We start from the raw sequence: 11,630 nt of genomic DNA, 5'->3' as shown, positions 1-11,630 counted from the left end.
GGTATGAGCCGCCTCCTGCGCGTCGTCGCCCTGCTCGCCCCGCCCGCGCTGCTCGCCGGCGCGCTGGCCGCCCCGGTCCCTGCGGCGGCACCGCCGCCGGAGTCCCCCGTGCTGGTCTCCCCGGTCGGGGAGCTGCCGCCCGGTCCGCCGATCAGCGGACCGCACCTGGAGGGGCGACGCACCCTGGTCGACGGTGACGTGCGGATCCGCGTCCCGGCCGACATCCTGGTCGTGGGCCGGACGGGCCGGGCGTACATCGTGGAGGAGTACCGCGGCAACGTCGTCGACGTACTGCGGGTCACCCGCGACGGGAAGCGCCGGACGCTGGCCAAGGGTGTCGACGGCTCGCAACTCTCGGCCGACGGTAGCCTGCTGACCACCAGCCGGCTGGTCCGCTTCCGCACCGAGGTGCAGGTGCTGGACGCCCGCACTGGTCGCGTGCGGGCGCGCCGGACGGTGAACGAGGGGGTCTGGGCCCTCGGGGTCGACGAGCGGCGCGTCCTGCTCGGGGGCGTCGGTGGGTCCCTCGGCGGTACCCATCTGTGGTTCCACCGGGCCGGCCGGATCAAGCGGCTCAGCAACCAGAGCGCCTACATCGCCGACCTCGCCGCCGGACTCTATGCGCGGCACACCGACGACGCCGACCAGTACAGCGGCGGCTGCACCGTGATCGCCAAGATCGGCTCCGGCAAGGAGCTGTGGCGAAACTGCGGCGCCTCCGTGGACGACTTCTCGGCCGACGGCCGGTCGGTGCTGATGCGGGCCACCCTCGACGGGACGTCCGCGAGGGTCCGCACGATCCGCGGCAAGCGGGTGCTGCGCTACGCGGTGCGCTACCCCGACTCGCTCGACTACGCCGAGTGGGACACCGACGGCCGGGTCCTGCTGCACGTCGAGGACGAGGACGGGAGGAGTGTCGTGGTGGCCTGCTCCGACCTGGAGTGCACCCGGCCCACGACCTCCTGAGCCCTGACCTCCTGAGCCCTGCCGCTCAGCGGCGTACGGGCTCGTGCGACGCGGTCCGCGAGGCGGCCGCCACCGCGCCCGCGGAGCAGAGGATCGCGACCAGGTAGACCGCCACGAACGCGTCCCAGCCGGCGGCCTCGGTGCGGGCGAAGACCACGCCGGTGATCGCCAGCGCCAGTGCGGCGCTGAGCGAGTCCGCGGCCGCCAGCGCCGAGGAGTTGGCGCCCCGGTCGCGGTCCGAGGAGTGCTCGAGCATCGCCACGCCCAGGCGGGGGAAGCCGAAGCCCATGCCGGCACCGGCCAGCACGTAGGCCGCCATCGCCAGCGGCGCGGGCGCCTCGAGCCAGACCACGACCGTGAGCAGCGTGATGCCCAGCAGCACCACCGAGGTGCCGGTGACCAGGGCGCGGGTGTGGGAGATCTTCGGCAGCCGGGCCTGGGCCTGGCTGGCCAGCGCCCAGACCACCCCGACCCCGGTGAGCGCCAGGCCCGCGGTCGCGGCGGCGATGCCCCACCGCTCCTGGAGCACGAAGACGATGTAGGCCTCGGCGCAGAAGAACCCGGCGCTGAGCAGCCCGCGGGTGGCGATCACCGACGGCAGTCCGCGCCGGAGTCGTACCGTGCCGGGCGGCATCAGCCGGGAGAGGCTGAACAGCACGAGCACCAGGCAGCCGCCGGCCAGCCACAACGAGGAGTCAAGCAGCTTGACCCCGAGCACGGCGGCGCCGGCCACGACCGCCCACCCCAGCCGCGCCAGCTGGGGCGGGTCGGCCTCCTCGACGCCCGAGGGCACGGTGCGCAGGGTGGGGGTGAGCGTGACCAGCGCGAGACCGATCAGCGCCACCACCCCGAGGAAGACCCAGCGCCAGCCGAACGCGTCCGCGATCAGCGCGGCCAGGTAGGGGCCGAAGAGCGAGGGCAGCACCCAGGCCGCGGCGAAGCTGGCCAGGATCGAGGGCTGCAGCCGGCGTGGGTAGACCAGTCCGACCACGACGTACAGGACGACCGTCGCGGCGCCGCCGCCCAGCCCCTGCAGGATCCGCCCGGCGACCAGCACCTCCATCGTGGGTGCGAGCCCGCAGGCGACGAGTCCGAAGGACAGCGCGGTCAGCGCGGTCAGCAGCGGCACCGTCGGGCCGCTCCGGTCGCTCCACATCCCGGCGATCACCATGCCCACGACGCCGCTGGCCAGCGGGGCAGCGAAGGCCAGCGCGTACAGCCCCACCCCGCCGAGCTGCTGGGCGACGTCGGGCATCACGGTGGTGACCGCGAGGGACTCGAACGCGACGATGGCGATCAGGGAGAACGCAGCCACGGTGGTGGCCAGGTAAGTCGGGGAGAGGATCCCGCCCGTCGTCGGCTGCTCGGTCGTCTTCACCGGATGATGCTAGGTCTGGGGCGGAGGCGGTCCGGCGTAGGGATCCCCGCACAGCCGGGGAAACTGGGAGTTGGCGGGGGATACAGCGCGTGCCAACCCACGGGAACCCCGCACAGGCGGGGATTCGTGGGGCGGGCGGGACTAGCGGGCGATGGGGGAGTACGACGCACCCAGCAGCGTGACCAGGTCGTCGGGGGCGAGCTCCACGTCGAGGCCGCGACGGCCGCCGGAGACCAGGATGGTCTCGTGCAGGATCGCGCTCTCGTCGACCACGGTGGGCAGCAGGGTCCGCTGGCCGAGGGGGGAGATGCCGCCCACGACGTACCCGCTGCTGCGTGACGCGGCGGCCGGGTCGGCCATCGTCGCCTTCTTCCTGCCCAGCGCACCGGCGATCGCCTTGAGGTCGAGGCGAGCGGCGACCGGGACGACGCCGACCGCCAGCTCGGGGCGGTCCGAGCCGACGTCGACCACCAGCGTCTTGAAGACCCGCGCGGGGTCGACGCCGAGCGCCTCCGCGGCCTCCATGCCGTACGACGCCGCCCGCGGGTCGTGCTCGTAGGGGTGGAGGCTGAAGGCGACGCCCGCCGCCTCCAGCACCTCGGTCGCGGGGGTGCCACCACCCGCCTTCCTCGCCATGCCCCCAGGCTACGGCCGGGGACGGGATGCGGGGCCGACGGTCAGTGAGTGGCGAGGATGCCCAGCGCGTAGCCGACCTGGCCGACGTGCTGGGTGACGTCGTTGACCACGCTGACCAGCCGGACGCCGAGGGTGACGGGCGGGTCCCAGCGCTCGTCGACGATCCGCTCCGGGTCGTCGTCACCGAGCTGCGCCACGATCTCCAGGGTCCGGGCGTGCACCGCGTCGGCGTAGCCGAGCAGCAGCGCGGAGTCGGCCTGGAAGTGGCCGACCTCCTCGGTGCTCTGGCCGTAGCCGATCGCGTCCCGGTCGTAGGGGAGCGAGAACCGGTCGGCCCAACCCTGGTGCCAGACCTGGGTGCCGGAGACCAGGTCGGCCAGGTGGTCGTCCTGCACACGCAGCGCGTGCCAGGCGATCCACCCGACCGGGTTGGCCTCCGGCCCGGGCCGGGCCAGCAGCATCCCGGGCGGCAGGCCGCCCAGGTGGTCGTGCCAGGACTCGTGGGTGCGGGTGAAGAGGTCGGGGACGAGTGCGGTCCACATCCTCCGCACCGTAGACCTGCACCCGTCCCCTCACCAGCCCCCAGATCGGGCAAGCGACCGCTACTCCATGGCCAGCCCGGCGGCCGGCGCCACCCGCGAGGCGCGCCGCGCCGGCAGCACGCAGGCCGCCAGCCCGGCGAGCGCGGCCACCGCCACCACGGCGGCCAGCTGGAGCGCCGGGACGGAGAACGCCACCTCCTGGGTGACCTGGCCCACCATCACCTGGACCGCCACCCAGGCGAAGGCCAGGCCGATCGCGGTGCCGAGCACCGTGGCCACCATCGAGAGCAGCAGGCCCTCGGTGGCCATCGCCCGCCGCAGCTGGCCGCGGGTCAGCCCCATCGCCCGGAGCAGGGCGTTCTCCCGGCCCCGCTCGAGCACCGAGAGGCCCAGGGTGTTGGCGATCCCGACCAGCGCGATCAGCACCGCGATCCCCAGCAGCCCGACCACCGCGCCGGTGAGGATGTCGATCTGCTGCCCGACCCAGGTGCGCTCGGAGTAGCCGTCGAGCAGGTCCGCGCCGGTGCCGGAGGCCAGCACCGCCAGGTCGCCGCGCAGGTCCTCGGCGTCGGCGCCGTCGGCGGCCCGGACCCAGAGCGCGGAGGGGACGGTGTCGGGCGTCAGCGAGGCCAGGGTCGCGGCCGAGACCAGGCCGGCCTGTCCCCACCCGGTGCCGGTCTCCACGTCGAGCACCCGGTCGCGCCCGTCGACCCGGACGGTGACGGTGCCCTCCTCGGTCCACTGCGTCATGGCCTGCTCGTCGAAGGAGTTGGTGACCTTGTACGGCAGGTGGATCACGCCGTCGGCGGGGGAGAGGCGGGAGGCGTCGCGGGCCACGGCCGCGGCGTCGGCGACCCCCACCAGGGTGACCTCGTCGGGGGCCCCGGCCAGCCGGGCCGTCGTGCCCGGCAGCAGCAGCGCCTCCTCGACGCCGGTCAGCGCCTTCGCGCGGGTGGCGACGTCGTCGGCCAACGGCTGGTCGACCGCGAGGAGCGCGGAGTCCAGCGGGTTGGAGAGGTCCATCTCCTCGTCGACGATCGTCCGGGAGCTGTGCAGCCCGGTGAGCACGGCCGTGGTCAGGGTGACCCCCACCAGCAGCGAGGCCGCGGTGGTCGCCGTACGCCGGGGGTTGCGCACCGCGTTGCCGGTGGCGAGCCGACGTACCGGTCCGTCGCCGAGCAGCCGGCCGGCGAGCCGGATCAGCGCCGGCACCAGCACCGGGCCGAGCAGCAGGACGCCGAGGAAGGTCACGGTGCCGCCGGCCAGCATCACCACGAGGTCGCCGCGGTCGATCGCCAGGGCGAGCAGGGCGACCCCGCCGACCAGGGCGAGCCCGGCCAGGAGCAGTCGCAGCACCCCGGCGCGGGAGGCCACCTCGACGCCGGTGTCGGGGCGCAGTGCGGCGAGCGGCGCCACCCGGGTCGCGGCCCGGGTGGGCAGCCAGGCGGCCGCGACGGTGACCGCGGTGCCCACCGCGATGCTGCCCAGCACCCACGGCAGCCCGAACGCCGGCGAGCCGATCGCGTCGAACCAGATCCCGACCAGGGCCACCACCCCGGTCCCGGCGGCCATCCCGACCAGCACGCCCAGGGTGGAGGAGACCAGTCCCAGCACCAGCGCCTCCAGGCGCACCGACCGGCGCAGCTGGCGGCGGGTCACGCCGACGCAGCGCAGCAGCGCGAAGTCGCGCATCCGCTGGGCGAAGAGGATGGAGAAGGTGTTGGCGATGACCATGACCGCCACGAAGAGGGCGATCGCCACGAAGAGCAGCGCCATGATCGCCAGGTAGTCGACGCCGCGGACGATCTGGGCCTGCTGGTCGGCGACGTAGTCGGCGGTGGCCCACACGTCCACAGCCTCGTCGTCGACGACCGCGAGGGCCTGCTCGGCGGTGCCGCCCCACGCGATCGCCTCGATCCACAGGGACTCGTCGAACCGGCTCAGGTCGGCCCACGGGAGGTAGAGCGAAGCGCCGGTCATGGCCGGGGTGTCGACCAGGCCGACCACCTCGACCTCGACGGTGTCGGGGCCCGACCCGACGACCACGGTGTCGCCCACCGCCACGCCGTTCTGCTTGGCCGCGTTGTGGTCGGCGACCCCCTGGCCGGGTGCGGTCGGTTGGCGGCCGGCCACGAGGTCGAGCCACTGCAGGCTCTCCTCGAGCGGCGCCTCGGAGATCCGGACGTCGTCGCCCAGGTTCACCCCGTCGCGGGTGACCTGCTCCGTCGCGTAGCCGCGGGTGGCCGCCGGGATCCCCTGCTGGCGCGCGTGGTCCATCAGCGTGGCCGCGTCCTCGTTCCCCACGTAGCCGAGGACCACGTCGACCCCCTCGTAGGGGGCGCCGACGTCCGCGGTCAGCCCCTCGCGCATCGCGCTGGAGACGCCGCTGGTGACCATGATGAAGGTGACGCCGATGACCACGGCGACCGCGGAGGCGACGTAGCGGCGGGTGTGCCGGCGCAGCGAGGCCAGCAGCACCGTGCGCATCCCGCGGTTGAGCAGCGACCCGCTCATCGGGCGGTCCGGCGGCGCAGCGCGGTGACCAGCTCGTCCTGGCCGGGCTCGGCCAGGTGGGCGCTGATCGCCCCGTCGTGGATCACCACGACGTCATCGGCGTACGCCGCGGCGTCCAGCTCGTGGGTCACCATCACCACGGTCATCCCCAGCTCGCGCACCGAACGGCGCAGGTGGCCGAGCACCTCGGCGCTGGCCTCGCTGTCCAGGTTGCCGGTGGGCTCGTCGGCGAAGACGATGTCGGGCTGGGTGACCAGCGCGCGGGCGATCGCCACCCGCTGCTGCTGCCCGCCGGAGAGCTGGCTGGGCAGGTGGCCGAGCCGGTCGGCGAGGCCGAGCACGCCGACCACCGAGTCGTAGCGCTCCCGGTCGACCGGCCGCCCGGCCAGCTCGAGCGGGAGCAGGATGTTCTGGCCGGCGGTGAGCATCGGCAGCAGGTTGAAGGCCTGGAAGACGAAGCCGATGTGCTCGCGGCGGAAGAGGGTCAGGGCGGTGTCGTCCATCCCGGCCAGGTCGCGCCCGGCCACCGAGATGGTGCCGCTGGTGGCCGCGTCGAGCCCGGCCAGGCAGTGCATCAGCGTCGACTTGCCGGAGCCCGAGGGGCCCATGATCGCGGTGAACCGGCCCGCGGGCAGGTCGAGGTCGACCCCGCGCAGCGCGTGCACCGCGTGGTCGTCGTGTCCGTAGGTCTTGGTGAGGCCGCGGGCGGTGGCTGCGAGGCCGGTGCGGGCGTTGCCCGCGAGGTCGGTGGTGGTCATGTGACCAGACTGCCGTCGCGCCGGGCCGTTTCCGTCGGCCCGGGGACCGAACCCGGCGTACGCCGAGGGGCGGAGGCCGCCGGGTCGGCGTACGACCAGGGGAGGACGGAGACGGCTGGCCGTGGTCGGTAGCCTCGGGCCATGCTGCTCAGTCGCAACGACGTCGCCATGGCCCTCGTGACCGGGGCCGCCACCCTGATCGACCCGCAACGACTCTCGCCCAGGATGCGCCGGGCGTACCGGCTCTCCGCGACCGCCTTCGTCGGCGTCGGCGGCTATGTCGCCACGGGCCAGATGGAGGAGGACGAGCTGCTGCCGCCGCCGGTCCGGGCGGCGATCGCCGGCGGGATCGCCGGGACGGTCTACGCCACCTGGCGCGGCGCGGAGAAGCTGGACACCGCCTCCGTCGGCTGGCTCGAGCGCCGCGGGATGAAGCGCCCCCGGGTGGCGCTCGCCGTGGGCGGCACGCTGCTCACGCTGGGGATGAGCGCCCTGGAGAAGTGGGGCGAGCAGCGCGAAGCGGAGAAGAAGGTGACGGCCGCCCCCGAGGAGCAGGTCGAGGTGACGCCGGACCCGGGCGACGCCCCCGCCTGAGCGGGACTCAGCGAGCAGTGGGGGGCAGCAGGAGGGCGAGCAGCAGCGCCCAGCCCTCGGTGAGCCGCCGGCTCCCGGGGGCGGGCGGCCGGAGCAGCCCGGCCGGGCCACCGAGCACGAGGTAGGCGACCGGACCCAGCGGAGCCCCCAGCAGCACCAGCCAGGCCCACGCCGCCCGGGTCGCTCGCTGCGGGTGCTCGTGCCACGCCAGGACGGTGAAGGTGGTCAGCCAGAGCACCAGCAGCACCCAGAACGACTCCATCGGGGTCTGCCAGCCGAAGAGGGTGCCGTGGCTGGACGGGCGGTCCACCTCGACGACCCGCACGTCGGCGTCGAGAGCGGCCAGCCGGTCCGCCAGGCCCGGCTCGACCACGGGGACCCGGGCGCCCCAGTCGTCCAACGGCGTGCCGCTCCGGGCCAGCGTGGCCTGCCGTCCCGGCGTCGCCTCCACCGCCGTCGCCGCCTGCCGGCCCCAGCCCGAGCGCCAGCGCAGCTCGACGGTGGAGTAACCGCGCGACTGCGGGGCCAGCCCGCCCACCACCTCGAGCGTCTCGACCTCGCCGGCCCGCAGGTCCGCCTCGAGGTCCGCGAGCGTGGCCGGCCGGAGCGCCACGAGACTGAGCCAGACCAGGGTCACCACCCAGCCCGCGAGCAGCAGCCGCGCCAGCCACCGCACCGGCCGGCCGACAGGGGCCTCGGCGCCGACCGGTGCCGGAGCCGGGGCCGACACCGGCGCCGCGACGCTCACGCGCTGACCAGACCGGTCTCGTAGGCCAGGACCACCAGCTGCACCCGGTCCCGGGACCCGGTCTTGGCGAGGATCCGGCCCACGTGGGTCTTCACCGTCGTCTCGGCGACCACCAGGTCCGCGGCGATCTCCGGGTTGGTCCGGCCCTGGGCCACCAGCATGAGCACCTCGCGCTCCCGCTCGGTGAGCGCGGCGAGCCGGTCGTCGGTCGGCGCACTGCCCGGCTCGGGCAGCGCGGCGAAGTGGTCGAGCAGCCGGCGGGTGGTGCTCGGGGCCACCACCGCGTCTCCGCGGTGCACCGCCCGGATCGCGCCGAGCAGGTCCGGCGGGGTGGCGTCCTTGAGCAGGAACGCCGAGGCACCGGCGCGGATCGCGGCGAACGCGTACTCGTCGAGGTCGAAGGTGGTCAGCACGATCACCCGCGGGGCCTCGGGCCGGGCCAGCAGCCGACGGGTCGCCTCGACGCCGTCCATCCGGGGCATCCGCACGTCCATCAGCACCACGTCGGCGGCGGTCACGGCGAGCTGCTGGAGCGCCTCGCCGCCGTCGCCCGCGTCGCCGACGACCACCATGTCGTCCTGGCTGTCGACCAGCATCCGGAAGCCGGCCCGGACCATCTGCTGGTCGTCGACGAGGAAGACCCGGATCGGGGCCCCGGGCACACCGGTCCACTCGTGCTCAGAGCTCACCGGGGGATCCTCGCACGCACCGTGAACCCGCCACCAGGGGCCGGACCCGCCTGCACCGACCCGCCGTGCACGGCGGCCCGCTCCCGCATCCCGACCAGGCCGTGGCCGTCCCCTGGGGGCGCGGCGGCGCCGCGTCCGTCGTCACAGACCTCCAGCAGCACCTCGCGTCCGACCTCGACAGCGACCCGGACCGCGGCCGCCGGCCCGGCGTGCTTGCGGACGTTGGTGAGCGCCTCCTGGACGATCCGGTACGCCGCCAGTCCGACGCCCTCGGGCACCGACGCGGCCTGCTCGGGGTCGGGGAGCTTCGCCTCGAGATCCATCCCGGCCGCCCGCGCCTCGTCGAGGAGATGCGGCAGGTCGCCCAGCCCCGGCTGCGGGCGGACCCCGGAGTCCCCGGAGCGGAGCAGCCCGAGGAGCCGGCGCATCTCGGTGAGGGCCTCGCGGCCGGTGACCCCGATCGTCTCCAGCGTCCGCACGGCCACGTCGGGGTCCTTCGCCGCGGCGTACCGGGCGCCGTCGGCCTGCACCACGATCACCGACAGACCGTGGGCGACCACGTCGTGCATCTCCCGGGCGATCCGCGAGCGCTCGTCCTGGGCGGCGAGCTGCACTTCGCGCTCGGCGATCCGCTCCGCCTGCTCGGCGCGGTCGAGCAACGTGGCCACGTGCGCCTCGCGGGTGCGGCCCACGGTGCCCAGCGCCCACGAGGTGATGACGATCGCGCTGATGCTGAGGAAGTTGGGCAGCAGCCTGGCCCAGGTCAGGCTCAGCGAGGAGCTCCAGTCGACGGTCGCCACGGCGGCCGCGAGGACGCTGACGCCGAGCGCCGTCCAGGCTCCGGCCGCGGTCCCGAAGCGGGCCGCCGAGTAGACCGCCACCGGGAACGCCAGCTGGCTCCAGATGGGGGAGTCGATCACCAGCACCTGGCACGCCGAGGCCAGCGCCACGGCGGCGAAGGCAGCAAGCGGGCGGCTGCGCCGCCACAGCAGTGGCACGATCTGCGCGAACCCCAGGATCGTCCACCAGGGGTCGGTCCCCGCGACCGCGATCACCAGCACGGGAAGGAGCAGCCCCGCCACCAGCAGCCGGTCGAAGTAGCGCCGACCGCGTGGTCCCAGCTGCCAGGGCGCGCGGGGGCTCGGGTGCTGCATGGTCGCCAAGGTAGCCCGCGCGCAGGCCTCGTACGTCAGACCAGGGGAGGATCCTGGCGCCGAGTATGGTCCCCCCATGAACAAGTGGGAGTACTTCACGGCGCCGATCCTCAACCACGCCGCCAAGCAGATCCTGGACAACTTCGGGCAGGACGGCTGGGAGCTGGTCCAGCTGATGCCCGGCCCGACGCCCGACAACTACGTCGGCTTCTTCAAGCGCCCCCTCGGCGGAAGCTCGCTCTGATGCACCCCGAGGAGAGGCTCGCCGAGCTCGGCCTGACCGTCCCCGAGGTGGTCGCCCCCGTCGCCTCGTACGTGCCGGCGGTGCGGACCGGGTCGCTGGTGCTGACCTCGGGTCAGCTGCCGATGCGCTCCGGCGCGCTGATCGCCACCGGCAAGGTCGGCGACCAGGTCAGCGCGGAGGTGGCGACCGAGTGCGCGCAGCAGTGCGCGCTCAACGCGATCGCCGCGGTCAAGGCTGAGGTCGGGGACCTCTCCCGGGTGGTCCGGGTGGTCAAGGTGGTGGCCTTCATCGCCTCCACCCCCGACTTCACCGGCCAGCCGCAGGTCGCCAACGGCGCCTCCGAGCTGCTCGGCCGGGTCTTCGGCGACGCCGGCGTGCACGCCCGCTCCGCGGTCGGCGTCCCGGTGCTGCCGCTGGACGCTCCGGTCGAGGTCGAGATCATGGTCGAGATCGCGGCGCAGACCCCGGAGGCCTGAGCGTGCGGATGCCTCTGCCCGAGCGACTGGTCGAGCACGCCATGCGCTACCGCGACGGAGACGCGACCCCGGTCGAGCCGCGGGACGCGGCCACCGTGGTGCTGATGCGTCCCGGCGACGGTGAGCCCGACCTCTACCTGCTCCGCCGACAGACCTCGATGGCGTTCGCCGGCGGGATGTGCGTCTTCCCCGGTGGTGGGGTCGACCCCCGCGACGACGATCCCGAGGTCGCCTGGGCCGGCCCGTCGCCGGCCGAGTGGGCCAGCCGGCTCGCGGTCGACGAGGACCAGGCTCGCGCGCTGGTCTGCGCCGCGGTCCGGGAGACCTTCGAGGAGTCCGGGGTGCTGCTCGCGGGGCCTTCGCCCGACAGCGTCGTGGGCGACACCACGGGCGACGACTGGGAGGCCGACCGGGTCGCCCTGGAGAGCCGCGAGCTGCACTTCAGCGACTTCCTGGTCCGCCGCGGGCTGGTGCTGCGCACCGACCTGCTCGGCGCCTGGTCGGGGTGGCTGACGCCGGAGTTCGAGCCCCGTCGCTACCGCACCTGGTTCTTCGTCGCCTCGCTGCCCGAGGGCCAGGTGACCCGGCACGTCGGCACCGAGGCCTCCTCGGTGCGCTGGGTCGCGGGCTCCGAGGCCGTACGCCGGGTGGAGGCCCAGGAGATCGGCATGATGCCGCCGACCTGGCTCACCTGCCTGGACATCTCGCGCTACGCCGACCCCGACGAGGTGCTGGCCGCCTCCCGCGGGCGCACGGTGGAGATGTTCACCCCCGCGCTCCAGGCGGACGGGGAGGAGTGGACGCTCTCCACCCACCCGGACTACGTCGACCTGCTCGCCGAGCACTTGCGCCGGGTCGGCCGGAGCGGTCCGTGACCTGGGCCGGCGGCGGGTTCGGCGAGCGCGCGAGGTGCGTGCTGGCACCCAACCCC

At 74.5% G+C, this 11,630-nt stretch carries 13 protein-coding genes; 5 read left to right on the top strand and 8 right to left on the bottom strand.

Translation table 11 applies throughout. The annotated features are described in order from the left end of the window. Nucleotides 1-3 precede the first annotated feature (3 nt). Nucleotides 4-966, top strand: a complete 963-nt coding sequence (locus H8838_RS18110) for a hypothetical protein (RefSeq protein ID WP_181312020.1) — start codon at nt 4-6, stop codon at nt 964-966. A 25-nt stretch (nt 967-991) separates the two neighbouring features. On the opposite strand, the gene H8838_RS18105 is transcribed toward H8838_RS18110, so the two are convergent. The 5 genes from H8838_RS18105 to H8838_RS18085 all read right to left on the bottom strand — a co-directional run bounded on the left by H8838_RS18105 (nt 992) and on the right by H8838_RS18085 (nt 6,794). Next, nucleotides 992-2,344: an MFS transporter gene (locus tag H8838_RS18105; RefSeq protein ID WP_185994413.1), complete on the bottom strand. Its 1,353-nt coding sequence runs from the start codon at nt 2,342-2,344 to the stop codon at nt 992-994. A 141-nt stretch (nt 2,345-2,485) separates the two neighbouring features. Next, the gene (gene ybaK, locus H8838_RS18100; RefSeq protein WP_185994414.1) at nt 2,486-2,980 is read right to left on the bottom strand and encodes a Cys-tRNA(Pro) deacylase; all 495 of its coding nucleotides are present in this window, start codon (nt 2,978-2,980) and stop codon (nt 2,486-2,488) included. Nucleotides 2,981-3,021: 41 nt separating this feature from the next. Further along, nucleotides 3,022-3,522, bottom strand: coding sequence for a mycothiol transferase (locus H8838_RS18095; RefSeq protein ID WP_181312017.1), 501 nt, complete (start codon nt 3,520-3,522; stop codon nt 3,022-3,024). Between the two features lie 60 nt (nt 3,523-3,582). Beyond that, nucleotides 3,583-6,036 carry an ABC transporter permease gene (locus H8838_RS18090; RefSeq protein ID WP_185994415.1) on the bottom strand — a complete coding sequence of 818 codons (2,454 nt, stop codon included), beginning with the start codon at nt 6,034-6,036 and terminating at the stop codon, nt 3,583-3,585. After that, nucleotides 6,033-6,794 carry an ABC transporter ATP-binding protein gene (locus H8838_RS18085; protein ID WP_185994416.1) on the bottom strand — a complete coding sequence of 254 codons (762 nt, stop codon included), beginning with the start codon at nt 6,792-6,794 and terminating at the stop codon, nt 6,033-6,035. The genes H8838_RS18090 and H8838_RS18085 overlap by 4 nt, the downstream gene beginning before the upstream one ends. Before the next feature lie 141 nt (nt 6,795-6,935). Here H8838_RS18085 and H8838_RS18080 point away from each other — a divergent pair, with 141 nt between their 5' ends. After that, complete coding sequence (locus H8838_RS18080; protein ID WP_185994417.1) at nt 6,936-7,388, top strand: hypothetical protein; 453 nt, start codon at nt 6,936-6,938, stop codon at nt 7,386-7,388. A 7-nt stretch (nt 7,389-7,395) separates the two neighbouring features. Here the strand turns inward: H8838_RS18080 and H8838_RS18075 are convergent, their stop codons facing one another. Genes H8838_RS18075 through H8838_RS18065 form a run of 3 tightly spaced genes read right to left on the bottom strand, consistent with a single transcriptional unit; the run spans nt 7,396 to nt 9,979 of the window. Further along, nucleotides 7,396-8,136 (bottom strand): hypothetical protein, encoded by a 741-nt coding sequence (locus H8838_RS18075; protein ID WP_185994418.1) that lies wholly within the window; start codon nt 8,134-8,136, stop codon nt 7,396-7,398. Next, a complete protein-coding gene (locus H8838_RS18070) occupies nt 8,133-8,825 on the bottom strand; it encodes a response regulator (RefSeq protein ID WP_224766247.1) in 693 nt (230 codons plus the stop codon). Before H8838_RS18070 ends, H8838_RS18075 begins: the two co-directional genes overlap by 4 nt. Further along, nucleotides 8,822-9,979, bottom strand: a complete 1,158-nt coding sequence (locus tag H8838_RS18065; protein ID WP_185994419.1) for a sensor histidine kinase — start codon at nt 9,977-9,979, stop codon at nt 8,822-8,824. The genes H8838_RS18070 and H8838_RS18065 overlap by 4 nt, the downstream gene beginning before the upstream one ends. Nucleotides 9,980-10,055: 76 nt before the next feature. Between H8838_RS18065 and H8838_RS18060 the strand changes: the two genes are divergently transcribed. The 3 genes from H8838_RS18060 to H8838_RS18050 are packed head-to-tail and all read left to right on the top strand — an operon-like array spanning nt 10,056 to nt 11,574. Continuing rightward, on the top strand, nt 10,056-10,223 hold the full coding sequence (locus tag H8838_RS18060) for a hypothetical protein (protein WP_181312011.1): 168 nt from the start codon (nt 10,056-10,058) through the stop codon (nt 10,221-10,223). Further along, nucleotides 10,220-10,699, top strand: coding sequence for a RidA family protein (locus tag H8838_RS18055; RefSeq protein WP_185994732.1), 480 nt, complete (start codon nt 10,220-10,222; stop codon nt 10,697-10,699). The genes H8838_RS18060 and H8838_RS18055 overlap by 4 nt, the downstream gene beginning before the upstream one ends. 8 nt (nt 10,700-10,707) lie before the next feature. Continuing rightward, nucleotides 10,708-11,574 (top strand): NUDIX hydrolase, encoded by an 867-nt coding sequence (locus H8838_RS18050; RefSeq protein ID WP_224766246.1) that lies wholly within the window; start codon nt 10,708-10,710, stop codon nt 11,572-11,574. Nucleotides 11,575-11,630: the final 56 nt, after the last annotated feature.

Origin of the sequence: Nocardioides campestrisoli, from assembly GCF_013624435.2 — a bacterium.
Classification (GTDB): Bacteria; Actinomycetota; Actinomycetes; order Propionibacteriales; family Nocardioidaceae; genus Nocardioides; species Nocardioides campestrisoli.
This window is presented reverse-complemented; position numbering and strand designations above follow the sequence as displayed.

Excerpts from the sequence above, each read along its gene's own strand:
- H8838_RS18110 (WP_181312020.1), top strand. The coding sequence starts at position 4 with ATGAGCCGCCTCCTGCGCGTCGTCGCCCTGCTCGCCCCGCCCGCGCTG.
- ybaK (WP_185994414.1), bottom strand. The coding sequence starts at position 2,980 with ATGGCGAGGAAGGCGGGTGGTGGCACCCCCGCGACCGAGGTGCTGGAG.
- H8838_RS18095 (WP_181312017.1), bottom strand. The coding sequence starts at position 3,522 with ATGTGGACCGCACTCGTCCCCGACCTCTTCACCCGCACCCACGAGTCC.
- H8838_RS18090 (WP_185994415.1), bottom strand. The coding sequence starts at position 6,036 with ATGAGCGGGTCGCTGCTCAACCGCGGGATGCGCACGGTGCTGCTGGCC.
- H8838_RS18085 (WP_185994416.1), bottom strand. The coding sequence starts at position 6,794 with ATGACCACCACCGACCTCGCGGGCAACGCCCGCACCGGCCTCGCAGCC.
- H8838_RS18080 (WP_185994417.1), top strand. The coding sequence starts at position 6,936 with ATGCTGCTCAGTCGCAACGACGTCGCCATGGCCCTCGTGACCGGGGCC.
- H8838_RS18065 (WP_185994419.1), bottom strand. The coding sequence starts at position 9,979 with ATGCAGCACCCGAGCCCCCGCGCGCCCTGGCAGCTGGGACCACGCGGT.
- H8838_RS18060 (WP_181312011.1), top strand. The coding sequence starts at position 10,056 with ATGAACAAGTGGGAGTACTTCACGGCGCCGATCCTCAACCACGCCGCC.
- H8838_RS18050 (WP_224766246.1), top strand. The coding sequence starts at position 10,708 with ATGCCTCTGCCCGAGCGACTGGTCGAGCACGCCATGCGCTACCGCGAC.